Origin of the sequence: Photobacterium kasasachensis (assembly GCF_050336885.1) — a bacterium.
Lineage (GTDB): Bacteria > Pseudomonadota > Gammaproteobacteria > Enterobacterales > Vibrionaceae > Photobacterium > Photobacterium kasasachensis.
Map to the genome: position 1 here is coordinate 38,504 of NZ_JAKJSH010000006.1, position 24,601 is coordinate 63,104.

Consider the following 24,601-nt stretch of genomic DNA (forward strand, 5'->3'; position numbering starts at 1 on the left):
AAGGGGCTGATACTTCAATATACTTTATCCGAACCTAACAAGTTAGGGCTTATACCAATTACACTAAAGATCTAATCTAATAGAGGTAAGTCTGACAAGGCGCAATACCGATGCTTACCTCTGATGAATTCAAACAACTCGCAAATGCTGAAACAAATGCCAGAAAACGTATCAGGCTGTTGGCCCTTTCCCACTTTGCTGACGGGCATAGCCGAACGGCGATTGCCGGTTTTCTCAAAGTTGCCCGTAGTAGTGTTAATGCCTGGGTTGCTGGCTATTTGAAGGATGGTTTGGCTGGGCTTGAAAGCCGAAAGCCTTCAGGCCGGCCACCACACCTTTCGGTTGAACAATATAAGACGCTTTCAGCATATATAGAGCAATGTAGCCAATCTGATAAAGGTGGCTGGGTAAGGGCTATCGATATTCAAGCCTATATCGAGTCAGAATTTGGCGTTCATTACAAGCTATCGAATATTTACCGGTTACTTGGAGAGCTGGGCTTTGCTTGGATCACCAGCCGCTCTAAGCACCCAAAGCAAACTCAAGCGGCGCAAGAGGCTTTTAGAAAACCTTCCTCTGGCAACGATCCTTAACATTCCGGGGCATGTTTCTTTATCTCATGTCGATATTTGGTTTCAGGATGAAGCAAGGTTTGGCCAACAAAATACGACGACCCGAGTATGGGCGCCCAAAGGAACACGTCCACGGGTAGTACGGCAGCAGCAATTTGAATATGCCTATCTATTTGGTGCTGTATGTCCGTCCACAGGGGCAACCGAGGCACTGTTAAGCCCGGTGGTAAACAAAGAGGCTATGGCCCAACATCTTTCCCAAATATCAGCCCGGGTAGAACAAGGACGTCATGCTGTCATGCCGACTGGCACACAGATGATTGTGCAGCACTCTTCCCCAATATCACTCTATTAAAGCTACCCCCCTATTCTCCAGAGCTTAATCCTGTTGAGCAAATATGGAGTTGGTTGAGACAAAACCACTTGGCCAACAGGCACTTTCAAGGCTATGAGGATATTCTTGATACGTGTACCGACGCATGGAATGACTATATTTCTAAGCCAGCAAGAGTGGTACAGATGTGCCTTAGAGACTGGATTAAATTGACTTAATGTTTAATGTAATTGGTATTAGATTCTAATTCATTTTGTCCCATAGTGTGTTAGTAGTGATCATTGATTAACTCGTTTCTGACATCCTTTGAAGCTAGTAGAGTGTTTCTCAAATGTGTATGTAATTTTCTTTCATGCATTATTCTCTAGAACAGAAGTGATGAATAAAATGACAACTTTTGGTTTTTGTTTCAGGTCATGACGTTTTCTTACCTCAGTATTTAGCTAACCAGCAGATTCTTAATGGTAATATGCGACATTTTTTGTAATAGTGACAACCAATCTGTTGAACAAGCAGAGGAAAACACAAAGCCATTGAGCACAGGCTCAGTGGCTTTTATTTGTATGAAATTTTCTTACTATCAAAATGAATGATCGATCAGTTTATGAGTTCTAGGACATTTTTTGGTTTTTTCTTAGGACATGTTCTGGTTTTAGTGGTTCGATAAGTTACTGATTTACATTAGTTAGGGTGGGACGCTTTTTTATTTTATCGAGAATTGAAGCACCCCAGCATTGCTGGGGTGTTTCCATATGGGGTGAGCTCACAAACAGAAATGTCAGGTAGCTCATTAATGTATTTTTTAGAGCTTTAAGCTGAATCTGGCGTCAGTTCAAATTTCTGTGATTCCAACCACTATAACTTACGAACCGAAACTTAATTAATTCAGCGATGAGAAACGAATTAAAGATGTTTGTATGTCAGAATAGGCAGCAAGGCACAAATTATGAGTAAGATGATTATTTTTGGTCGTTAAATCTGCCAATTAACATAATGGGCACATAGGCGATGTAAGCTTGTAATAATAGATTATATATCATAGATGTTATTTTAAATTGCTGGTTGGTGGAAATTTCTATACTTCTAATCTAGATTAAGATGTAGGATTAACTAGTCRCTAGAAAGGTAAATATGAGTTTAATATGCATGATTAAATAATTTTTAAGATTGAATTGTGGATCTTTCTTAGTGTGATGGGCTATTTCCCTTAATGACAGTTGTTATAAATTCGCATGTAAATTGCTTTGTTTTAAAAATTCACGTTAAGGCTTTGTTACTGTTGAAAAAGAATACATAGTGTAATAAAAATAGTGAAGGATTTTATTATGAAAGGCAAAAAAAATATTGTTACAGATAAAAAACAACTTTTAGATAAAAGCTTGTCTATTAACAATGATTATGAAGATGAATTGAATAATACATCATCCCAAGACATTGGGCCTATAGGAGGAGATATTAATAACGTTGTTTCTACAAGTGGAGATGGTGATTCTATTGCACCTATAGGTGGGGATGGGAAAAAGAAAAATAAAGACAGTAAGTTATAATCATGATGGAGTTAAAATCATACGTTATAACTTTCACGAAAGCATGCCTAGCATGCTTTCAATATAAATAATTATAGATAATATTTATAATGTTGTTCCCAGTATGGTATCTTTTCATTTTTCCAAGTTTCCAAAAGTTTGGAGTAACTAGGAAAGAACTTTTTCCAACCTAACCCTTCCATCCAGTTAAATTTCATACTCTCTTTAATAAAGTACTCCTTAAGTTGAGCTAAAAAAGTCTCTTGATCATACTGATCTAAAAGATACCCTGTGGCCACCTTATCATAATACGTAAATAAAGTAAGTAAGTTGTCGAAAAGAGCTTTTAGATAAGCTTCTTCATCTTTGCTAAATTTATACTGACAACTATTATATTCATCTATTGGATAGTTTGGGTATTCGATTTTTAAATGTAAATCTAGTCTTGAAGAAAGTACGTAGTGCCAAAAGCATTGTGATTCTTTCTTTTCTTTAACCCATTTAATATAAAGCTCATCATTTACGATAATTTTTCTTATTTTAGCTTTCGTCGTCCACTCATCAAGTAACTGAATTGTATTTTGTCCTTTGTTGATCTCATTTGTTGTATGGATTTGTAGACCAGTAAAGATAACGCCAAGAGCTGTGATAAATAGTCCGAGAGACTCAAACTTTATCTTTGATATTTTTCCAGACATAGATATATAACCTTTCAATACGGTCCTATTTATATGCTTTCATTACTTTATTGAAAATTGTTGAATTTAAACTTAGTTAGGTTGTGTCATGTAGGTTTAATTGATTCAGAAATTTTGTTAGATATTAAACTTAGTCCTGAACTGCCGCCACCTAATAATCCACCAGTAATAAAAATATCTAATAGCTTTATAATTACTTTTTGTATGCCATAAAAATCATCATAGTTGTTAATTACTTGAGATAAAAAACTTAATCCAAAGCTTGCTAAAATTATACCTATTAAAAAAACTATACGAGTAATATAACGATCTGTTATTGAATTATGCTTGGCTTGTTGGAACTCATAAGCATGTTTTGCAGTGAGTAAAAATCCAATATAATAATCAGTATTAGTATCAGAAGCACTTTCTTTAACACGTTCAATCTTGCTTATAACCTCTTCACTTTCGAGTTTTTGCAAAACTTTTAATTCTCTGTTGTAGACCTGTTTAAGAATATTTAAATGAGGATCTTCTTTCGATAATGTTTCAGACAACCTCTTTATCCTCAGTGACCAATTTATGTTACTCTGACGCCTACTGTTTCCCACAATGACAGCTGCTGAACGCTCTATTGCAATTATTAGTAGACTGTATTGCCATAATATAGACTCAAGGTCATTAAATTTTAACTTTCCATCAAATAATATAAATGAATGCTTGGAACTGTAAAATATGAACAATGAAACTGATATAATTATAATTATTATTATAAATAATCCCTCATTTGCCCAGAAGAACTTTTTAAGATCTTCAATACTGTTGTCTTTATAAAACTCTTTTCTACTCATGAAAATGAACTCTTTAAATTTATGGTGCGGAGAAAATTTATGTGTGAGTCGATTTATCAATAAAAGCTAGAAATTCAATTTTCCAAGGTTAACTATGACTCTTACACTAGTATAGTTACAAATATTTTCAATGCTGCAGTGTCTGTTTTTCTGTTTGTCAAATTAACTATCAAGTAGTTAATGTGTTGATTTACCAAATTATTATTAACTTTAACATTTAATGTGTTCTCAATAATAATAATTTCTCTAATTTGTATTGTTAAGTGTTCTCTATGGTCTAATATTATGTACACTGATAAGTATAGATATGATTTTTTCTTATGGCTAATATAATGTTTAAATAGATATCCGTTGACGTAATTGACATCTTTAAGTTAGATAAAATGAATAATAAGTATGTGTTATGAACAGCAAGTTAGATCCCGAATAATTCTAAATTGATATATTATAGTAATAGGCTAAGACGTGCCATCGTGAGAAATAATTTAGGGATATCGAAAATACAGAACTAAACTCTATACTTAATATGTCTTTGTTGATAGTAAATTAACTAAGGAGCTCAACTTTACAGAATCGAATCAATCTTAGGTAACCGACATTACGTAAATAAACCTCTCGAGGTTGGGTTATGTTTCGCCATCGTTATTGACTTGTTTTCTTGTCGGGTAATTGGTTGATCGATGAAGATCAAAATAACTATAGAGTTAGTTCTGTATGTTTTTCTTATGGTGATATGACGGTGAGCGCCATTGGTGAACGTATTAGTTCATTCATAACAAGGAAGTCAATGTATTGTCCACGATTGGTGCAAATTTTAAAACAGCATAGGTTTGATTCAATTATGAACTGACGAGTAAACTACCATAGTAATGCTTTAGTCTAAGTGATAAATAATTGCTCCTAAAGCGCTCAAATATTTTTATTGAAAATTCATACCATACATGATCAAACAGACATTATTTCTAAATTTAACTTAAAATTGATGTTTGTTTCAGTTAAATGTAATCATGACTTTTAAGAGAGGGCACTGTGTTAGATGAACATTCATATAAAAGAGTATCGCATATAAGAATTAATACAATATTTATTTTACTGATTATTTTATCTGGATGCTCAGTAAAGCTTATTAGCAATTATGATGAAGGTACAGACAAGGCAGTAACACAATTGCAGAAAGATTTAGAATTTTTTTTGGTTACTATTGATAATCAACTAGGGCTGCCTGAATGTAAATATGATAATCATAAGAAATTCTATCAAGATACATATGTAAGTATCAGTGCAATTGAGGTTAGAACAAAGGCACTAGATAAAAATGAAATAACAGTTGAGCAAGTTGGTCTCCTTAAAGATAGTTTTTCAAGTATGGAAAGTCTTCATAAGCTTAGCTGTTTGAATCATAAACAAATTGAACTCTTGAGAAGTGGTTTTAATTCGAGTGTTACTGCGATATTAAAGCTTGAGTTAGCAAAGAAGCGTGGTGAATAATTAATCTGATTTGAAGGTGATTAATATGAGTCTAGACGTAGGTAATTTAGCATCAAAAATGTTTGAAGTATTTAAAGATAGCTTATCAGAGAACTGGCCAGATGTGAAAGATTATGCTCTAGTGGAATCGAAGAAACTCGCTGAGAATTTTGCAATGATAGAAAAATTGAAAGTAACAGGCGAGATAACTGAAGAGCAAGCAATACTTCATCATGATATTCAAAGAAATGCTACAAGAACTGTGCTGTTAACTATTCAGGGCTTGGGGTTATTAGCGGTAGAACAAGCTATTAACGCAGCAATGAGTGTAGTGAAGGATACAGTAAATGGAGCTTTAGACTTTGCATTGCTTTAGTTTTTTTGACACTGAGCCTAATATTTTTTTCTGAGGCTCAGTGTTAATTTCGGGGGGGGGGATTGTCTTTACTGTGATGAGGAGATTTGTTTACGTTTAGGGAAGAGGGGAACTAAGATGTACAGAACTAAGAGTTAGGATTCGGCACTGTTTACAAAACCTTGTCATGCAAGAAACCATACGCTATTCATGATTGGTGTTGATTCATATGACTCTTGCTGTTGCTAACAAGAGGAGTAAACAAATGAGCTTTGTTTGAAAGTTTCCTTCAATGGGTAATTCATCAGAGGGAGTGAATGTAGGGTTATGTCACCTTATGCTTCATTTTTATGCCAACTTATGGTGCCAAATAATCGCTAACTATTTGATGTGAATTTAGCGATTATGTCGGCTTATGGTACAAGCAACAATATGATTATTTTCAATAATATATCTAGTACAACCTCTTCCCAGTAACACATTGTAGATCACAATAACGTTGTCTCTATCACCTCCAATTCATAGTTCAATCCAACTGCTATGATTTTGCTTACTCAGGTGCTGAGCTGCTTCTGATTTTTCCTTTCTTGCTAAACCAGTACTCGTTTTGGTTCTCTTTAGGTTATCTGCACCATTATCTTGATTGTCTGCTTTATTATCGTAGTGTTGGTGGCCAAAGAATTTGGGATAGAACTTACATAATTTAGCATATGACAGTTGATATCTTGGTTTTGTTATAATATAACATTTCAAGTTTTTCTAACTTTTATGATTCATCCAAATGTCGGCGATGGTGTATGGTTTCTAAAGCACTAACACAATGTATTAGCCTGCTCATGCTATTTATCGTCGCAGTTGGTATGACTTCTTCTGCTATAGGCGAGTTTCGTTCTCACAGCTTGTCTGCAATATCCTCAATCGATAGTGGGCATATTCATACTCACTCTCATGCTGTCGATGACGAGTATTCCTTTCAACATGATGCAAGCAACCATAATCACACTTATGACAGTGCGTCTATAAAGGCTGTTAATCACATTGTCTTGGCTGGTTTGATGGTATCAACTTATGACAGACTGGTTAGCGGAACACCTATCTATAAACCTTTCAGAATAGAGCGCCCCCCAAGAGTTTTGTTATTTGCTTGATAACAGCCGTAATACGCGGCTAATGGATTTTCAACAAATAATGGAGTTTATATGAACTTACTCTCATTACGCGAAGAAAGTACGTCGCCTGCTGTTTTGGCTACGTTGCTTCGTAAGGGGATGCTTTATCTCACCCTCACCTTAGTCACGATCATGAGCACAGACGTTTTTGCTCATGCCGTTGCACAAGGTGATAAAGGTTATATTCAAGAAATCACGGGTACCAACATTATTGCGTTTATGTATTTAGGGGCGAAGCACATGGTGACAGGATACGACCATATTCTGTTTCTATTTGGTGTGATTTTCTTTCTCTACAAAATGAAGCATATCGCGCTGTATGTGAGCCTTTTTGCAATTGGGCATTCGTCTACCATGCTGCTTGGGGTGTACTTCAACATCGGCATTAACAGCTACATCATTGATGCCATCATCGGGTTGTCTGTCGTTTATAAGGCGATGGACAATTTAGGTGCATTTCAACGATGGTTCGGCGTACAACCCAACACCAAACTAGCGACCTTGCTGTTTGGGTTCTGTCATGGCTTCGGGCTATCGTCAAAAATCATTGAATATGACATTTCTCCTGATGGATTAATTCCTAATCTATTGGCGTTCAACATTGGTGTGGAAATTGGGCAGCTGATTGCGCTTGGCACCATTTTGATTGTGATTGGCTTTTGGAGGCGACATACCAGTTTTTATCGCCAAGCCTACTCAGTTAATGTCGTTATGATGAGCTTGGGTTTCATGCTCATCGGTTATCAATTAACAGGCTACGTTGTCGCTCAGTAAATAGAAAAGGAATCAATCATGTACAACACAGATATGCCAACTCGTGCAGAGCTACCGACAACCAAGCAACTAGTCCGCTCAACCTTTATTGCGTTAGGAACAGCCATCGTACTACTCGTTACCGTTATTTTACCTGCTGAATATGCCATTGACCCAACTGGTGTAGGTAAATCGTTAGGATTAACAGAAATGGGAGAGATTAAGGCTCAGCTAGCTCAAGAGGCCGAAGAGGATAAAGCTAAAAGTGAAGTTATCGCCGCCGTGAAAACGGTTGAAAAAGAGCCTGTTAGGACTAAACCTGTAGAGGGTGCTCCACAACCTGAGAGCAGTGTGGCCACAGAGCCTGTTTGGAAAGATAAAATCATATTTTCACTCAAACCAGGGCAAGGGGCTGAAGTTAAATTGGTGATGGAAAAAGGCCAAACAGCTCAATTTGAATGGATATCGAAAGGTGGTCCTGTCAATTACGACACTCATGGTGACGGGAATGGTAACTCGATTAGTTATAAAAAAGGTCGCGGTGTACCTAGTGCTGAAGGTGAGTTAGTCGCAGCTTTTACTGGGAATCACGGCTGGTTTTTCCGTAACCGTAACGATAAAACGGTTATGGTTATCCTCAGAACCAACGGCGATTATGCTCAGATGAAGCGTGTCTTGTAACTGAATTATAGCCTCTATGATATTGCTGATCATAGAGGCTATTTTTATCAATACCTTACCTGCAAAAATACTCAATTTATAGTCTGGGTGATCCACTTTATGCGTATTACCTGAGGCTGCTATGACAACAAACCTATGGTTATCCCCGCACGGTATCTGGTACTTCCGTAAAGTCTATCTCCTGCCTTCGGGCAAACGTAAAGAAACTCGAAATAAGTCTTCCCCTATCTGTACAATGCCCCCTCGCTACCTGTCACGGTTACACCTGATTATCTGTCCAGACACCTTGAGCGCTATATTGAGGTTAAGTCATGGCGCTGCTGTGAGCGCGAATTACTGACGATCAGGCGCTTTATCACTCGGTACATTACATATCTCAGGCAAGACTGCACCTCGTCTACAGATCCCAAATCATTAACTTGTTCTGCAAAACGCAACTTGATTCACATAACGTTGAGCAGCGCCAAAGAAATCTAGACTTGTGGTGATAGAATTGCCTGCTTTTATAGACGTTCGTGGGCTCTAAGTGTCCAAGGGCGGTAGCATGGAATTTTGATACTGAATAGGTATGTCTACGGTAGGTTTTGATCGTGGCTCAAATCACTAAGCTCTTATAGAAATATACGAAAGCAGGCCGCATATTTCGTTCATATATCTACCGATATCCAGGAGATTTACGAACTGGGTTCGTTGAATAAAATGCTAGTAGCTTGGAATACCAACAGTTATAAAGTAAGGGTAATTTTTGAAAGTATACAAATATCGAGCTGTCGATGCATATAGTCTCGCAGGATTAGCAAATAGTGAATTATGGTTTTCTGGGCTACAAGATTTTAATGACCCCTTTGAGGGATCTTATAAATTTGAAGACGATGAATTTGATGCCCAAGATAAGTCAGCAATCAATTTGTACGCTCCGTGGCAAGGCTTCGAAGGGGTTGCCAAACAAAATATTGATGCATATTTGGATGAAAATGACATTAAAGATTTTGATTCATGGTCATCAGCTGACAAGTGGATCTTTGTTTTCAAGATTGATATTGAGAGTATGTTGAAGACAATCCATGCTTCAAAAGCTGTTTGTTTGTCTAGACAATATCTAGATGAAGATGATTTTGCTTCCGGAGTGGAACAGGACACGATTAAAGACAACTTGATGTGGTCTCATTATTCATCTGGACTGAGAGGCTACTGCTTGGTTTTTGATCTTGAGCCTTTCTATGAAAGTTTGGTTAAGTATGGTGATGTAGTTGTTGTTACTCCGATAGAGTATCAAGTTAACCCAAGCACACTAGAGCTAAAAAAATGGCAGGAAATGGTTTGGGCGGAAAAGCCGGATGTAATAGATCAAGTTAATTATATATATAAAACAATTGCTACTAAGTCACCTCACTGGAAATATGAGAAAGAAGTGCGTTTTGTTTCAACAGATCGTTCGACATCAAAACGAAAATACGATCCTAGCTCATTAACTGAAATTGTTATTGGTGAGAAAATGCCGAAAGATCAACGTATGCTTGTAATTAGTACAGCAAGAACTGCAAATCCTAATATAGAAATAAAGCTAGCTAAGTTAAAGCCCGGTAGTTATGAGCTCGAAATTGTTGACCTAATCGAGGAGTAGTGGTCGTCAACGCTCTAACAAAGCAATCAAGGTGATGCGTTACACTCGGCGGTTTTGGTACGGAGTTCAGTGTGCTTTGCTGGTTCAGTGGGGCACACCTTATTGCAGGCGTTATAACTTTTTTCATCAATTTCATCAATTTCATCAATTTCATCCTTTCACACCTAAATTTGAAGGTGTTCTAGAACTGGAAAACTGGTGTTTGTTGAGCATCAAAAGTATGAGATTTTCATGTCTTCATGGAAAATCTTATAGGTGGTTATGATGGCGGTACGTCCAAGCTTGCTAAAAATGAAACAAGCTTTTGCAAAAGTAAATAGGGAAGTTAATGAAGTCGGAAATTTAATTGGTGGTAAAGTAAATCACAATATTAACGTACTAACTCCTGAGCAAGGACGTTTTGAGAATGCATGTGCAATTCGCATGTCCTACGCTTTGAATTACGCTGGGTATAAAGTGCCATTTATGAAAGGCAAGACAATCTCAGGAGGTCAAGGTCATTGGTATATTTATCGAGTTAGAGATTTGGTCAAGTTTTTATATGATAGTTTCGATGATCCCGAAGTCGTTATTGATTCTCCTCATACAGATAAGCTGTCGGAATACAAAGGTATATTAGTAGTAGATGTCGATGTGTGGTCAGATGCTTCTGGTCATGCCACTATTTGGACTGGTTCTAGGTGTACAGATAGTTGTTATTTTCCATTAGCGAAAAAGGCTTACTTATGGCAATTAAAAGACTAGCCTCAATATTTGTTACTCTGTGCTGCAGTTTAAGTGTAAATGCCCATATGTTGAGTGATATGAGTGATAAGCAGTTGCTTAAGAACTATGCTTTATCCACATGTCTCGCAACCTTTTACAAGGGGTCAGAAGTATCTAAAGATGCCATCGCTGCAATGCAAGGTTACCGTGATTACTCAGATTTACCACTTGAGGTATTCTTCGAGGTTTCAAAGCTTGTAGAGAGTAGTGATTTAAGTGGTTATAGTTCAAAAAAAGGTAACACTATTGAGCTCGGGTATTGCATAGACTTCGCTGAATCAGAGGGTGTTGAGTTACTATATCAACAAGCTTTAGCATCAAAGTTATAACAAGGCAATCAAGGTGATGCGTTACACTCGGCGGTTTTGGTGTGGAGTTCTGTGTGCTTTGTGAGTTCAGTGGGGCACACCTTATTGCAGGCGCTGGCGGATCCCCACATAATTTACGCACGATAATTGTTCCTTGCCATTAGAATTAGGGTGGATTGCGCCCAACGAATTGCTGAATCGTTGATGTGATATTCCAGCCGTCGGAAGACCTCTTTTCCTAGCCTAACAAATGATAAAACGCGTCGGTCTTTTACAGAATTTGCCTGAAAGTGACGGTGCCAACCGTTATGTTCTGCAATTATTCCAAACCACCAATAGACCATAAAAGCGAGCAGACCAATGAGTAGTAAAATGTCGAAGCGTTTAGGGTCATGAGTGCGGCTTTGGCGTAAGCCAAAACCGTATTGTGGACTTTTTAAGTCTCGAAATGTTTCTTCAATTTGCATGCGTTTGGTGTAGAGCCTGACGATACATCGAGATGAAAATATATTTGTTGGGATATTAGTCGCCAGCAGCCAAGGTTCTAGTGCTGACTTCTTATGGACTGCCTGGGCGGAGAAGTGCTCTCGACCTTTTGGCCGGACTTTACGTTTTTTAGGTGTTTGTTTTTTATAGAGATGAAGATGGCATTGCAATGGTTTTCGCTTGGCTAGCTGTGTGAATCCGACATATTTAGGTTTGCAACTCGCTTGATTAAACAACTGCTTGATGTGTTGCCATTGGCTTTTTATTAAGACGTTTACATYACCTCTTACGCGTCCAAGATAACACCAACCCATGTCATTAACTTGTCTAAACCACGTATTACGAAAGCCAGCATCAGTCACGATGATAGGGATGACATGCGAGGGTAAAACAGCTTTAAAGTTATTGAGAAACTGTTGATGACTACGTGGAGAGTTGTAGTTTTTGAAAGTAAAAGTTTGCTCGAAAAGCGTAACAGAACGACCATCTACAGCAATAGATGCTCTTAGTACCATGAGTCGTTCATATTCGCGGATGTCAGCCCAATCGACTAAGACAATAGGCTGTGCATTGACCGAACAAAATTGATGACAGTGCCACCGATAAATATCGAGTCTGCCGTGGTGAAGGTGATTATTACCTAATAAACGGTCAACGCGCTTAATACAGTGTTTGGTTTTGGCCTTTGAAGGACGTGAGCGCCCAAGCAAAGTAAGCGTAAGTGCATCATTGCTAAGCAATGATTGCACCGAGTCCATGAGTGATTGGAGTCTCTTTTTGTGAATGTTAGGGCATTGATTTTCCAGCGACTCGTGTAGTATTTGAATATCACGCATCTTGCTTTCAATCTTTTGTGTTTGTGGTGAATTCATTAGATCAGAAGGTAAGGTGCGTGTCTACTTATTGAACTACAAAGGTATTTTGTGGGGATTCACAAGTCGCAGGCGTTACATGCCTATTTTTATAATGATTATCGGGCGCAAGTCTTCTTTGGGTTATAAATTCACCAGAGTATGCTCGCGCCCTGCGCTTAATGTGGTGTTAGTTTGCGTATCGGGTAGTGTAAAAGTCAAAATTACCGTTATTGTATAAAACATATCCACCGTCAAGGCGGTATAACTCTAAAAATTGTGGCATCATTTCATATGGCAAATATACCCATAGCTGCTTCGCATCATCCAAATTAGGTTTTAAGTCTGTACCTCCAGGAACAAATAGCATTATAATTTGGTTCACTTCATTATTATCTTCTGGAATTATACAGATGGATCCTAAAACTTTTTCTTCAGTTACCTTTCCGCACCAGATATTATTAAAGCCAACGCCGTTATTTCTGTAACTGCAACCATTTTTTAAATTTGCCATGATTTTTTCCTTGTATTCAGGTTTTATATTCATTGTAGGAATTTAATTAACGCCTACAAAAATAATTTAAGTAGTTCTATTTACGTAAGAATAGGCACAATTAAAACTCTATAGCATCAACTAAAATAATTCTATTACACGCTATTACACTGGAGTACTAATTTTTAATACTCTATTTTATGTATGCGTTAAAGGGTTGATTTTTCAAAGTTAACTAGTTTTTTTGAGCTGGTTATGTAGGCAAGCTAACAAGCACTTCAAACCGGATTCAAAACTATTTCGCATTTTTTGGTTATGTATTCGCTGGTGGTTTCTACACTTCTTTGGGTAGTGAAGTCTCAACCATTCGCGTAGTTTTAGGTTCAATCGACTTACCAAAAATACCAAAGAAAATCATTGAGCTTGTCGCCTGCTTTAGGCATCTTGGTGGGGCGGTCAAGCCGCATTGGATTCAGCGTTAGCATGTAACAAGGCAATTAAGGTGACCCGTTACACTCGGTGGTTTTGGTGTGGATTTCAGTGCTCTTGGTTGGCTTAGTGGGCGTACACCTATTGCTGGCGTTAGGTTTCCGAGTTACATCATCTGGCACTTAAGTGCGAATTGCCTCAAAAAAGTGTAAGTTGGATCTTGGTGCATAATTGTAAGCTGCTAGTGTTCTCTACTTTAAGGAGAACTTTTCGATGGCTTCATGCAAAATAAACTTAGCATCGGTACAAAAAGATATTGATGATAATCTGAAGCTGATGAACTTACCAACAACAAAGACAGTAGCGGGTTCAGCTGCTCTCGCCTGGGCTATGATCGATAGCTTTTGATAAAGCTATGGCCATCTCTGGAGGTGCGGCTCAACCTATTAAAATGTCAGTTGTTGCACGTGCTGGTACTGTTGGGGCTGGTTTATATGCTTCATTTTGGGCAGGGGCTGTAATAGGTAGCACTGCTAGGGCTATATACAAAAATACTGATTGTACACATAGTCAAGTGATGGCATTTGCAAAAGACAGTGGTGTGGCTGGAAATTGGCTTCAAACAACTTATGCTAGGTACCCGGAGTTACTAAATGGCTGATAAGTTTAAGTTGGTTGCTGTATCAGTTCTTGTCGTTGTAATCATCTTGTTGTTATCAAAACTATTTGGCAGCAATGCTATCTTTCTAGCAATAATTGCTTTATCAATATTTGAAGTTTTAAGGCGAATTTATATAAAGCTAAAAAATAGCAAAGATGAACCTTAATATAACAGACACTACTGAATTTAATCAGTAGTGTTTGTAGTCGCAGATAAGAAACCTAACAAAAACATCAAGTTGACCCATTACACTCGGCGGTTTTGGTATGAAGTTCGGTTTGCTCTGTTAGTTTAGTGTAGGGAACTTTATTGCAGGCGTTATGTGTAATAAGAATAAATAAGGAAGTTCGATGGGAAATAAGTTCGACATAATTGGTGCTCCATTTAATAAGCTTGGCTGTTTTCCGACTGACGAGAATACAGTTGATGAGCTTCGTAGTCTTGATGAACATACTTGGGTTGGTCTTAGTGATTGGATAAATGTGCGAACTACTCGTTGGAGCGCTGATATCACTGATACTGGGGATGTTGAGGTCTGCGCCCAAGTCCAAGAGCTCATAGATACCAATAACAAAGAAGCGGCCCTTTCTCTTTACTGTGATCAGCTAAAATCGAAAATAGTTAGTAGTTACAAACAAGGGCGTATACCAATAACTATTGGTGGTGATCATTCAATAGCTGTGGGTACAGTACAGGCAACCTTGGATTACTATCAGAAACAAAGAAATGAAAAGGTCGCCATTGTTTGGGTTGACGCTCATGCTGATTGTAATAACAGTTTAGAAAGCAACCTTCATGGCAAGCCTTTAGCGATGCTAATGAATCAGTATCCGCACAATGGATGGTCAGTTGAACATGAGCTGATTCTGTCACCTAAGAACATTTATTACGTTGCAGTGCGCGATTTAATGCCCAATGAGTATCAGCTCATTAATGAGCTTGGAATAACAAACTATGGTATGGATAAAATAGATAGTTTGGGCTTTAGAGCCGTATTAACTCAACTAGTTGAAACGTTAGAACAGGACTTTGACAGGATATACCTTTCGTTTGATTATGATGCTTTAGATGGCTCAATCTTTCGAGCTTGTGGTACACCAAATGTTGGGGGACTGAGTGCCAGAGAGGCATTAACGTTAGTACACGCACTAGCGACAAGCCCTAAATTTGTTGGTGTTGATTTTGTAGAGTATTTACCTGAACTTGATAAAGAAGGTATATCGAAGGAGCTGATGGTAAAACTCATTGATGCAGTTTGGGGTTTTCGTGCATAAAACACACATAACAAAGCAATCAGGGTGACCCGTTACACCAGGCAGTTTGAGTGTTAAGTTCGGTGAACCTTGCAGATTCACCGGGTGGTACCTTAATACTGGCATTTTTAATAATTAACTAATGTCTTCAGCCCTAATTGAGCACCAAATCTAATATGTTTCTGTTCCACTTCGTGCCAGCGTCATCATGTGATTACCGAGGAAACCTACACGTTGGCTAATATCAGACGTCAACTCTTTCACCACGCTTTCTCAATGTTTCTACTACCTTCTTTGTATACTCCGTATTCCAAAGAATGATGACTACTACAACCAAGTTGAGACCGCTGGCACGGTATCGCTGATTCTCAAAACTCCTGTCATGTAGCCCGAACTTTACACTGGTAAAAATCACCCGCCCCACATTAAAAACCGAAAAATAGTTTACAACCCCGCATTTTGCTTGTACTTTGATTTTGTTACCGTTACAAAACACCAGAGTTTATTATGCTATTAAATACAGCCAAACTATTTGCTGCTTCCCTGAAAGTACCGGGTCAGGCTGTATTGCGTGCAACCAACATTATTATCGCCATTATTCTGGTTATTATTAACTAGGCTGGCGGTTACCTTCCGTCAGCCTGGCTGACGGAGGAACGATTACCTTTCTTTTTTTCAGCTTTCCTGACGGTCCTAATTACAAACAATACAGGACATGTCCCTTGAAAAAACACGACTTACTTGCCATAGGCTTTATGACCTTCGCCCTTTTTCTCGGTGCAGGAAATTTGATCTTCCCTCCATCACTCGGACTTGAAGCAGGAACCAACCTATTTCCTGCAATGGGTGGATTTCTGATTACTGCGGTAGGCCTGCCAGCCTTCACGCTTGTCGTCCTAGGGCGTATCAGCACGACCCAAAATTTAACCCAGCCGCTACCAAGCTGGCTGGCACGTACATTCTGGGTAGCTCTGTTTACTGCCATCGGCCCGGCATTTGGTATGCCCCGTGCTGTCACCGTGGCTTACGAAATGGGACTCAAGCCATTTCTCGACAGTGATCAACTCTTGCTGTTTTCAGTCGTATTTTGTGGCCTGACTCTTGCGCTGGCTTTCCGTCCAGGCCGACTGGTGGACTACATTGGCAAGGTAATGACGCCTTTGCTAATCCTGATGCTACTGTCGCTGGCGCTTGCTGCCATTATCTCGCCACTGGGATTACCACAAGCCCCGTCGGCAGATTATCAGCAAAATGCCGTCACCCATGGGTTGATCCAGGGCTACATGACAATGGATGCCATTGCTGCGGTAGGTTTCGGTTGGGTTATCATCCAGGCTATCAACGGCAAAGGTGTCACCGAGCCTAAAGCCGTGGCAAACACCGCTTTCAAAGTGGCGGTGATCTATGCGGTGCTGATGGCGGGTTGTTACCTGGCTATGGGTTATGTCGGTGCTACATCTACAACCGTGGCTGCCAATGCGACCAATGGCGGTGAAATCCTGACACGGTATGTTGCCGGAGAGTTTGGCATCTACGGCCAATGGTTGCTGGCGGCTATTATTGTCATGGCCTGCCTGACTACCACTGTCGGCCTGACTAATGCGTGCGCAGAATATTACAAACAAACTTTTAACGCACCGTTTTCGCTGACAGCCAGCATTGTCGTAGTACTTACTTGTATCATTGCCAACTTTGGTCTTGAACAAATCCTGGCTGTCAGCCTTCCCGCGATCCTAGTTATCTGCCCTGTCGCAATTGCATTGGTATTAGCCGCTTTTGTCCTGCCATCTAAAAAAGTCAGCGCATGGGTATACAATGCCAGCTTGCTTACAGCCTTAATTTTAGGCGGGCTTGATGCTTTGAATATCCTGGGCCAGATCCCGGAAAGCCTTGGCACAACACTAGTACGCATGCTGCCATTATATAGCGCCCATGCCAGCTGGCTGCTGCCTTGCCTTCTGATACTAACCTTGAACCGCCTGCAGGTTATAAGCAAAACAGTTATGACTAAGGCGACCGAATAAAAGTCACAGGGGGTAATGACCATTTTGGGTTGTTATCCCCCAACTACGCTCACCAAAAGACTTCACTGCTCTTACTATTATGTCTTATTTTTTACGGTATCTTCACTGACAGGACTAACGCCAGTTTATAAGCTGGACATTAAGCATTTATTCTCACGCGAAAATGCCCAGATTTGAGTTTCGATGCTTATTCATACTGATGTGCATCCTTGATGCACCAGTGGTTAGTTGTTAAAAGGATCTTACATGCTATCGCTAGCGAGCCAGGTTGCGAATTGGGGATACATGATCTTCAAACGGAACATGTCGCCGTAGAAATGTTTTACCTTCGACGAACTCGGGAGTGCTGATCCGGTCCATCCTAAAGTGACGAAAATCCTGACGTTTCGGATCCCAAGCGACCAAATACCAGAGTGGCGGCAAGATCAGCATTGCTTGTGGCTCAACATATCGGTTGGTGACAGTTCCTTTGGCGTCACAATATTGAAAGCGCAGATGGAGTTGCTGCAGAAAAGCTGTCTCGAAAACGGGCAGTAGCGCGGGATCCATCGCTCCCATATCGGTTATGTCCACCTGCGGAGCGAGTTTCCCGACATACAAACAATCCAGCAGGCGGCGCAGATCGTGCAATTTGTCTGATGGCAGCGCTTTTTCGATTTTGGCAAGCCCATCGTCAGCGAGCCCTGAGAAGGGCATGCCTCCGGCTGCACGCATCGATGTAACGCTGATGACAAGTGCAAAGACCTCGGCGACAGAGAGTCTCACTGTGGTTTGAACGGATCGCGGATCAAGTTGCAGGCCACCCCCTCGACCGGGCTCTGAATGAATCACAAAACCTTCATCACGCAATGCGTTGAGGTCGCGTAACACTGTACGCCTGGAGGCTCCCACCTCCTGCGCTAATTCAGCGACTGTCGAAGTCCCGTTGCGGCGTAGACTTCGCACGATGGCATCTTGGCGTAGACGAATATTCATTTTGTAAAGCTACCATTCAATGGTGTCAGTATTTGTCACTATTAAGATATATAAATTATCTCTCGACGTCAGCAAGGTGATTTAGACGGTGTAATGCGCATCGTCAATTCCTGAGTCTTAACATCCCCAGTCTATATAGGAGAGATAAAATGTATGATCCCGCCGATTTTCCAGAATCCACTCTGGTTTCCGTCAACGGGGAGACACTCGAAGTCTTCGAAGCGGGGCGGTCAAATGTGGGTAACCCTATCGTGCTCTGCCATGGCTGGCCAGAGCATGCCTTCTCTTGGCGGTATCAGATCCCCGCCCTTGTCGAAGCGGGCTACCATGTCATCGTCCCAAATCAGCGTGGTTATGGTAATTCGTCACGCCCGTTGCAGGTTACTCAATATGACATTACTCATTTAACGGGAGATCTTGTCGCTCTTCTCGATCACTATGGATACCACAACGCCACCTTTGTCGGACATGATTGGGGAGCGATGGTCGTTTGGGGGTTGGCCTTATTGCATCCTGACCGTGTCAACAACGTGATAAACCTGAGCTTGCCCTACCAGGAACGAGGGGAAACGCCCTGGGTCGAATTGATGGAACATATACTTGGCGGCGACAACTACTTTGTTCATTTTAACCGACAACCCGGTGTTGCCGATGCGGTGCTGGAACAGAATACACCTCAATTCCTCCGTAATCTGTATAGGAAAAATATGCCCGATAAAGAGCCGGAACAAGGCATGGTGATGATCAACCTTGCACGATGTGAAGAGCCAACCGGTGAGCCCTTGATGAGTGACCAAGAGCTGGCTGTTTTTGTCTCTGCGTTCGAATCATCAGGGTTCACTAGCAGCATAAATTGGTATAGAAACCTTGATCGAAACTGGCACTTGTTAGTGGACGTAAACCCAATCATCCAGCAACCGACTCTTATGATCTATGGCGATCAAGATGTCATCCCGAAGTCTGAAAGGCTGACAGAATACGTGCCTAGTGTAGAAGTGCTCAATCTTGATTGTGGACATTGGATCCAGCAAGAAAAGCCGGAAGAAATAAACCAAGCCATTATTAAATGGCTGGGACAGCAGAGTGCAGTCTAGCCCCAAGAGCTTCAAGACGAAACAGACACTCCGGAAAGAACGGTAGTTACCGCTTATGTCTTCTTATGGTGCAAGCTACATGTTTGTAGTTTGCACCAATATGTTTTTGCAATTAGGCTTTTTCCTTTCATCGGACCCAATAGAATTAACTCCTTTCATCATAGGCTTTTCGAGCACGCTTAATATCGTCTTGATGCTCATCCGCCCAACAAACCAATTGGTACAATGGTTTAACTAAGTCTCGCCCCATTTCTGTCAGGCAATACTCTACTCTTACAGGCACTTCAGGGTACACGGTCCGATTAACATAGCCTTCCCGCTCTAAATCCCTTAGCGTCTGGGTCAACATACGCTGAGAGATCCCTTCTATTCTTGATTTAAGAGAGTTAAATCTATCAGCCCCTTCCACGAGTGCAAATAGAATAAGCAACGACCATTTGTCGCCGATTTGCGCTACAACATTACGTACCGGGCAATCTTCATTGTTATGAAATACCCGCTTTTCTGGCTTAGCCTGTGCTGTCACTTTTCCATTCCTTCTCAATCTCAAATCTCAATACTGGTTACCAAAATGTGCCTACCGAACGTTTTGGTACCTTCTTGAAGTGTAGGTTACTAATAATTACTATAGTGTTCAATGTATACCTTTGTGAAACGAGATTATTATTGGAGTTACTTATGTGGAAAGCAATTACATCTTTTATTTTTCTGTTGGTAAGCACTACGGCCTATGCACAAAATGCAGATAAGCTGACTATTGACCTGCATTCGCTACAAAAACCAAATTGGACAGAACAGGAAGTAAAAAACGCTGAATTGATTACTGATTTTGTTCAAAACCTCATGAACAATCATAACTTTGACTACATCTTGGAGCACTACAACGACAGCTCCTATGTTCAACACAATCGAAACCTGCCTGATAAAGTCACTGGCTTAGTAAGCTTCCTGGAAGAGTTTGTAGAGGAATACCCTGACTACACTTATGACGTAAAGCATATCTACGTCGACGGTGATTACGTGATCTTTCATTCTCATGCCACGTTAAATAAAGAGGATAGGGGGAATGACCAAAAAGGCATGAATATTATCGATACCTGGCGTATCGAAGAGGGCAGAATCGTTGAGCACTGGGACTCGATTCAGGCACTAGATTTCTCCATGAGATTTTATTCCCTTATCAGCGGTGGCGATATCGCAAATTCAAATGGCGTGTTCTAGTTTTAGTATTTAGTGAAAAATACGAAAAAGTGATTAGAGCTGTTCTATTTGTCTTGAGGGCATAATAAGTGATCTAGCGATATCTTCGACCGGATATTAGAACGTTATGATGGAAAGAGGCCAACGGCCTCTTTTTTGTGCCTGATTGTTAGCCAATTACGCAAGGTATTGTCAGATCCATTCAGCTGCCTTACGTCCTAGGAATCACAGCACATTCCATAAATACCAATCAAATGATAATCATTATCATTTACATTGTTGGTGTGTAGGAGTAGAATCTTTTCCGAGTTCAGAAAACTATCGTCGACTGGAGAAAACACGGATGAGACTTAAGCTTGGCACTCTAGCCAAACCAGCAGTTGTATTTTTATCGTTAGTGTCACTGGGATTCGGTACGGCAGCGACTGCTGCCGAGAAATTTAAAGTCGTGACTACATTTACCATTATTGCGGACATGGCTCAGAATGTAGCCGGTGATGCTGCTGTCGTGAAATCCATTACCAAACCTGATGCCGAAATCCACAACTATCAGGCAACGCCTGGAGATATCCGCCGGGCTCAGGGCGCAGACCTTATTCTTTATAATGGCTTGAACCTGGAATTATGGTTCAAGAAATTCTTCAAAAATCTACATGATGTTCCAAGCGTGATCGTGACCGAAGGCGTAAAACCAATGAGTATCGCGCAAGGTCCTTATAGTGGTAAGCCAAATCCACATGCCTGGATGTCCCCGAGTGATGCATTGGTCTATGTCGAGAACATTCGTGCGGCGCTTGTTAAGTACGACAGTGCGAATGCCGAAACGTATAACAAAAATGCCGAAGCATACAAACAACAGATCAGGGATATGGTTCAGCCAATTCGCGATAAAGTCGCTCAGATCCCAGAGGACAAACGCTGGCTTGTAACGAGTGAAGGCGCATTTAGCTATTTGGCGCGTGATTTTGGCCTTAAAGAGCTATACCTATGGCCAATCAATGCGGACTCTCAAGGTACGCCACAGCAAGTGAAGCGGCTGATTGATAAGGTCCGGGCTAATCAGATCCCTGCGGTATTTAGTGAAAGTACGGTGTCAGCTAAACCTGCGCAACAGGTCGCTCGTGAGACAGGTGCAAAATACGCCGGTGTTCTCTATGTCGATTCACTCAGCAGCCAAGATGGCCCTGTGCCGACTTTCCTCGACTTGCTGAGAGTAACTTCAAACACAATTGCAGAGGGTCTGGAGCAGTAATGGCGGGAATCAAAGTATCAGACATTAGCGTAACGTATCGCAACGGTCATACCGCACTATACAACGCAAGTTTTGTACTTCCTAAAGGGTCGATTACGGCCCTTGTCGGGGTTAACGGTAGCGGTAAATCAACACTATTTAAATCCATCATGGGGTTTGTGCCTGTCAGTCAAGGAACGGTCGAAATTCTTGATATGCCAGCGAAAAAAGCCCTCAAGCAAAACGTTGTGGCCTATGTGCCTCAAAGTGAGGAGATTGACTGGAACTTTCCTGTCCTTGTCGAAGATGTCGTCATGATGGGGCGCTACGGCCATATGGGATTGCTCCGTATTCCTAAAAAAGCGGATCATGACATGGTGACCGCGGCATTAGAGCGAGTGAACATGACGGCCTTTCGAAAGCGTCAGATTGGCGAGCTTTCTGGCGGCCAGAAAAAGCGAGTTTTTCTTGCCCGGGCATTGGCGCAGGAGAGCGACGTAATTTTGCTCGATGAGCCTTTTACTGGTGTCGATGTGCAAACGGAAGAGCAGATCATGGCGCTTCTTCGTGATTTACGTGATGAAGGCAAAGTGATGCTGGTATCCACCCACAACCTGGGGAGTGTTCCTGATTTTTGTGACCGTACGGTATTGATTAACAGAACGGTGCTGGCGCACGGCATGACAAGTGAAATCTTTACGCCGGAAAACCTTGAACTCGCGTTTGGCGGGGTGCTTCGTCACTTTATCCTTGGTGGTAAAGAACTGCACGAAGATGACGATGAACGTAAGTTAACTGTACTGTCGGACCACGAACGCCCGGTTGTGATGTATGGTGAGCAGCAAGCTGTGCCTGTATCACGCCCAGAGAAGTAAGGAGTTCATTCAGATGGATTATTTGCTTGAACCATTTCACTACGGATACATGGTTAATGCCATGTGGGTGAGCGCTCTCATTGGGGGAGTGTGCGGCTTTCTGTCTACATATTTAATGCTTAAAGGCTGGTCTTTAATTGGTGATGCGCTGTCACACTCAATCGTCCCCGGTGTCGCGGGTGCTTACATGCTTGGTTTGCCTTTTGCCTTTGGTGCGTTTCTCTCAGGTGGCTTGGCCGCAGCCGGTATGCTTTTTCTCAGCCAACGAAGTAAGTTACGAGAAGATGCGATCATCGGCCTGATCTTTACTTCATTTTTCGGGCTTGGTCTGTTTTTGGTGTCGTTGTTTCCAGCGGCGGTAAACATTCAGACGATTGTTCTCGGAAATGTGCTCGCTATTACACCAACCGACACTTTTCAGTTAGTGATTATCGGTGGTCTTTCATTGGTGGTAATGCTGGTGAAGTGGAAAGATCTGATGGTGGTTTTTTTTGATGAAAACCATGCTCAAAGTATTGGGTTAAACCCGACAAGGCTTAAAGTGCTTTTCTTTACGCTTCTGAGTGCATGCACGGTCGCTGCATTGCAAACCGTAGGCGCATTTTTGGTTATCGCAATGGTCGTAATCCCAGGTGCAACCGCTTATTTAATGACGGACCGCTTCTCTCGGGTGATTGTCTATGCGGTGATTATTGGTGCTGGTAGTTCATTTTTTGGTGCTTACATTAGCTACTACATTGATGGTGCAACTGGCGGGATCATTGTGTTATTGCAAACCACTTGCTTCCTAGCTGCTTTTGTCTTTGCACCTAAACATGGTCAAATTGCTATCAAACGTAAAAGTAATCAGCGGATGACAAAAAAGGAACCTGATTCGGCATCTTCTGTTTCTATGATGAACAAGGAGCACAAAAATGCTTGATACACTCCTTATGCCGTTTACGTTCATTTTCATGCAGCAGGCGTTTCTTATCGTACTGCTGGTGGCGATTCCGACAGCACTGCTTTCTTGCTTTTTAGTTTTGAAAGGCTGGTCCCTGATGGGAGATGCAATTGCTCACTCCATCTTGCCCGGTGTCGTCATTGCTTATATTTTTGCTATCCCTTATACACTTGGTGCGTTTGCCGCAGGTATGTTCTGTGCGCTATCTACAGGATACCTGAAAGAGAATAGTCGAATTAAAGAAGATACGATCATGGGCGTCGTGTTTTCGGCAATGTTTGCATTGGGCCTCGTTCTAATGACAAAAGTGGAAGTAGGTGTTCACTTAGACCATATTCTTTTTGGCGATGCGTTAGGTGTAGATTGGGCTGATATTATAGAAGCCGCCATTGTCGCTATGTTAGTTTTGCTTTTTGCTGTTTTTAAAGGTAAAGATTTACTGGTATTTGTGTTCGATTACCAACATGCGCAAGCTATCGGGCTTCCGGTCAAATTTCTCCATTACGGGCTTTTATCGCTACTGTCACTTGCGATTGTTGCTGCACTAAAAGCGGTAGGGATGATTCTGGTAATTGCGATGTTGATTGCTCCGGGAGCGACAGCGTTTCTGTTGACACGTCGTTTCCATAACATGGTGATACTCGCACTGCTGATGTCACTGTCGAGTGCTTTTCTCGGTGCTTATGCTAGCTTTTTCATTGATAGTGCACCGGCACCCACAATCATTTTGATCATGACGCTGAAATTTATTCTGGTGTTTTGTTATACGAGCTATAAGAACCGAAAAGTTGAATTACAGGCCCGTGATACCGTTAAGCAGTTTTAATGCTTGATACTATTAATCACAGCTTATGATTCCGGGCATTTGGTTATTGAAGAGGCGCCTGACAAGTTATTAGCAGAAATAGGTTCTTTCTTAGCGAGTGTGTACATATCCTATCAGTTGGTGCAAGCTTGGGTATAGCTTGCACCATAACTTGACATATTTTTTTAATCAATTACTG

25 protein-coding genes and 1 pseudogene are annotated in these 24,601 nt (G+C 40.9%); 19 read left to right on the plus strand and 7 right to left on the minus strand.

Annotated features, from left to right (window positions below; genetic code table 11):
• Positions 1 to 110 precede the first annotated feature (110 nt).
• Positions 111 to 1,124 (plus strand): annotated as a pseudogene (locus L4D19_RS07905) (IS630 family transposase).
• A gap of 1,107 nt (positions 1,125 to 2,231) precedes the next feature.
• Positions 2,232 to 2,453, plus strand: coding sequence for a hypothetical protein (locus L4D19_RS07910; RefSeq protein ID WP_428452014.1), 222 nt, complete (start codon positions 2,232 to 2,234; stop codon positions 2,451 to 2,453).
• A 71-nt stretch (positions 2,454 to 2,524) separates the two neighbouring features.
• Here the strand turns inward: L4D19_RS07910 and L4D19_RS07915 are convergent, their stop codons facing one another.
• Together L4D19_RS07915 and L4D19_RS07920 are read right to left on the minus strand one after the other, a co-directional pair.
• Positions 2,525 to 3,130, minus strand: coding sequence for a hypothetical protein (locus L4D19_RS07915; RefSeq protein WP_428452015.1), 606 nt, complete (start codon positions 3,128 to 3,130; stop codon positions 2,525 to 2,527).
• An 86-nt stretch (positions 3,131 to 3,216) separates the two neighbouring features.
• Positions 3,217 to 3,960, minus strand: coding sequence for a hypothetical protein (locus L4D19_RS07920; protein ID WP_428452016.1), 744 nt, complete (start codon positions 3,958 to 3,960; stop codon positions 3,217 to 3,219).
• Positions 3,961 to 4,989: 1,029 nt separating this feature from the next.
• On the opposite strand from L4D19_RS07920, the gene L4D19_RS07925 reads away from it, so the two are divergent.
• The 7 genes from L4D19_RS07925 to L4D19_RS07955 all read left to right on the plus strand — a co-directional run bounded on the left by L4D19_RS07925 (position 4,990) and on the right by L4D19_RS07955 (position 11,103).
• Positions 4,990 to 5,448, plus strand: coding sequence for a hypothetical protein (locus L4D19_RS07925; protein ID WP_428452017.1), 459 nt, complete (start codon positions 4,990 to 4,992; stop codon positions 5,446 to 5,448).
• 25 nt (positions 5,449 to 5,473) lie between these two features.
• Complete coding sequence (locus L4D19_RS07930) at positions 5,474 to 5,803, plus strand: hypothetical protein (RefSeq protein WP_428452018.1); 330 nt, start codon at positions 5,474 to 5,476, stop codon at positions 5,801 to 5,803.
• A 1,178-nt stretch (positions 5,804 to 6,981) separates the two neighbouring features.
• Entirely contained in the window at positions 6,982 to 7,725 is a 744-nt protein-coding gene (locus tag L4D19_RS07935) for a HupE/UreJ family protein (RefSeq protein ID WP_428452019.1), read from the plus strand.
• An 18-nt stretch (positions 7,726 to 7,743) separates the two neighbouring features.
• The gene (locus L4D19_RS07940) at positions 7,744 to 8,385 is read left to right on the plus strand and encodes a transmembrane anchor protein (protein WP_428452020.1); all 642 of its coding nucleotides are present in this window, start codon (positions 7,744 to 7,746) and stop codon (positions 8,383 to 8,385) included.
• Between the two features lie 745 nt (positions 8,386 to 9,130).
• Positions 9,131 to 10,009 (plus strand): DUF2971 domain-containing protein, encoded by an 879-nt coding sequence (locus L4D19_RS07945; protein WP_428452021.1) that lies wholly within the window; start codon positions 9,131 to 9,133, stop codon positions 10,007 to 10,009.
• A 264-nt stretch (positions 10,010 to 10,273) separates the two neighbouring features.
• Positions 10,274 to 10,753 (plus strand): type VI secretion system amidase effector protein Tae4, encoded by a 480-nt coding sequence (locus L4D19_RS07950; protein ID WP_428452022.1) that lies wholly within the window; start codon positions 10,274 to 10,276, stop codon positions 10,751 to 10,753.
• Entirely contained in the window at positions 10,735 to 11,103 is a 369-nt protein-coding gene (locus L4D19_RS07955) for a T6SS amidase immunity protein Tai4 family protein (protein WP_428452023.1), read from the plus strand. The genes L4D19_RS07950 and L4D19_RS07955 overlap by 19 nt, the downstream gene beginning before the upstream one ends.
• Before the next feature lie 113 nt (positions 11,104 to 11,216).
• Here the strand turns inward: L4D19_RS07955 and L4D19_RS07960 are convergent, their stop codons facing one another.
• Together L4D19_RS07960 and L4D19_RS07965 are read right to left on the minus strand one after the other, a co-directional pair.
• Entirely contained in the window at positions 11,217 to 12,404 is a 1,188-nt protein-coding gene (locus L4D19_RS07960; RefSeq protein WP_428452024.1) for an IS4 family transposase, read from the minus strand.
• 205 nt (positions 12,405 to 12,609) lie between these two features.
• The gene (locus L4D19_RS07965; RefSeq protein ID WP_428452025.1) at positions 12,610 to 12,933 is read right to left on the minus strand and encodes a hypothetical protein; all 324 of its coding nucleotides are present in this window, start codon (positions 12,931 to 12,933) and stop codon (positions 12,610 to 12,612) included.
• 681 nt (positions 12,934 to 13,614) lie between these two features.
• Between L4D19_RS07965 and L4D19_RS07970 the strand changes: the two genes are divergently transcribed.
• From L4D19_RS07970 to L4D19_RS07980, 3 genes are all read left to right on the plus strand, one after another.
• Positions 13,615 to 13,749, plus strand: a complete 135-nt coding sequence (locus L4D19_RS07970; protein ID WP_428452026.1) for a hypothetical protein — start codon at positions 13,615 to 13,617, stop codon at positions 13,747 to 13,749.
• 245 nt (positions 13,750 to 13,994) lie between these two features.
• On the plus strand, positions 13,995 to 14,168 hold the full coding sequence (locus L4D19_RS07975) for a hypothetical protein (protein ID WP_428452027.1): 174 nt from the start codon (positions 13,995 to 13,997) through the stop codon (positions 14,166 to 14,168).
• Positions 14,169 to 14,352: 184 nt separating this feature from the next.
• Positions 14,353 to 15,276 (plus strand): arginase family protein, encoded by a 924-nt coding sequence (locus L4D19_RS07980; protein WP_428452028.1) that lies wholly within the window; start codon positions 14,353 to 14,355, stop codon positions 15,274 to 15,276.
• Positions 15,277 to 15,499: 223 nt separating this feature from the next.
• Here L4D19_RS07980 and L4D19_RS07985 read toward each other — a convergent pair whose 3' ends face one another.
• Complete coding sequence (locus tag L4D19_RS07985) at positions 15,500 to 15,751, minus strand: Tn3 family transposase (RefSeq protein ID WP_428452029.1); 252 nt, start codon at positions 15,749 to 15,751, stop codon at positions 15,500 to 15,502.
• A 226-nt stretch (positions 15,752 to 15,977) separates the two neighbouring features.
• Here L4D19_RS07985 and brnQ point away from each other — a divergent pair, with 226 nt between their 5' ends.
• Positions 15,978 to 17,279, plus strand: a complete 1,302-nt coding sequence (brnQ, locus tag L4D19_RS07990) for a branched-chain amino acid transport system II carrier protein (protein WP_428452030.1) — start codon at positions 15,978 to 15,980, stop codon at positions 17,277 to 17,279.
• A gap of 255 nt (positions 17,280 to 17,534) precedes the next feature.
• Here brnQ and L4D19_RS07995 read toward each other — a convergent pair whose 3' ends face one another.
• Complete coding sequence (locus tag L4D19_RS07995) at positions 17,535 to 18,254, minus strand: helix-turn-helix transcriptional regulator (RefSeq protein ID WP_428452031.1); 720 nt, start codon at positions 18,252 to 18,254, stop codon at positions 17,535 to 17,537.
• A gap of 149 nt (positions 18,255 to 18,403) precedes the next feature.
• Between L4D19_RS07995 and L4D19_RS08000 the strand changes: the two genes are divergently transcribed.
• Positions 18,404 to 19,348, plus strand: a complete 945-nt coding sequence (locus L4D19_RS08000) for an alpha/beta fold hydrolase (RefSeq protein ID WP_428452032.1) — start codon at positions 18,404 to 18,406, stop codon at positions 19,346 to 19,348.
• 145 nt (positions 19,349 to 19,493) lie between these two features.
• On the opposite strand, the gene L4D19_RS08005 is transcribed toward L4D19_RS08000, so the two are convergent.
• Entirely contained in the window at positions 19,494 to 19,874 is a 381-nt protein-coding gene (locus L4D19_RS08005) for a winged helix-turn-helix transcriptional regulator (RefSeq protein WP_239411019.1), read from the minus strand.
• Between the two features lie 152 nt (positions 19,875 to 20,026).
• On the opposite strand from L4D19_RS08005, the gene L4D19_RS08010 reads away from it, so the two are divergent.
• From L4D19_RS08010 to L4D19_RS08030, 5 genes are all read left to right on the plus strand, one after another.
• Positions 20,027 to 20,569 (plus strand): nuclear transport factor 2 family protein, encoded by a 543-nt coding sequence (locus L4D19_RS08010; protein ID WP_428452033.1) that lies wholly within the window; start codon positions 20,027 to 20,029, stop codon positions 20,567 to 20,569.
• 322 nt (positions 20,570 to 20,891) lie between these two features.
• On the plus strand, positions 20,892 to 21,800 hold the full coding sequence (locus L4D19_RS08015; RefSeq protein ID WP_428452034.1) for a metal ABC transporter substrate-binding protein: 909 nt from the start codon (positions 20,892 to 20,894) through the stop codon (positions 21,798 to 21,800).
• Complete coding sequence (locus tag L4D19_RS08020) at positions 21,800 to 22,654, plus strand: manganese/iron ABC transporter ATP-binding protein (protein WP_428452035.1); 855 nt, start codon at positions 21,800 to 21,802, stop codon at positions 22,652 to 22,654. The genes L4D19_RS08015 and L4D19_RS08020 overlap by 1 nt, the downstream gene beginning before the upstream one ends.
• 13 nt (positions 22,655 to 22,667) lie before the next feature.
• On the plus strand, positions 22,668 to 23,576 hold the full coding sequence (locus L4D19_RS08025) for a metal ABC transporter permease (RefSeq protein WP_428452036.1): 909 nt from the start codon (positions 22,668 to 22,670) through the stop codon (positions 23,574 to 23,576).
• Positions 23,569 to 24,423: a metal ABC transporter permease gene (locus L4D19_RS08030; RefSeq protein ID WP_428452037.1), complete on the plus strand. Its 855-nt coding sequence runs from the start codon at positions 23,569 to 23,571 to the stop codon at positions 24,421 to 24,423. The genes L4D19_RS08025 and L4D19_RS08030 overlap by 8 nt, the downstream gene beginning before the upstream one ends.
• Positions 24,424 to 24,601: the final 178 nt, after the last annotated feature.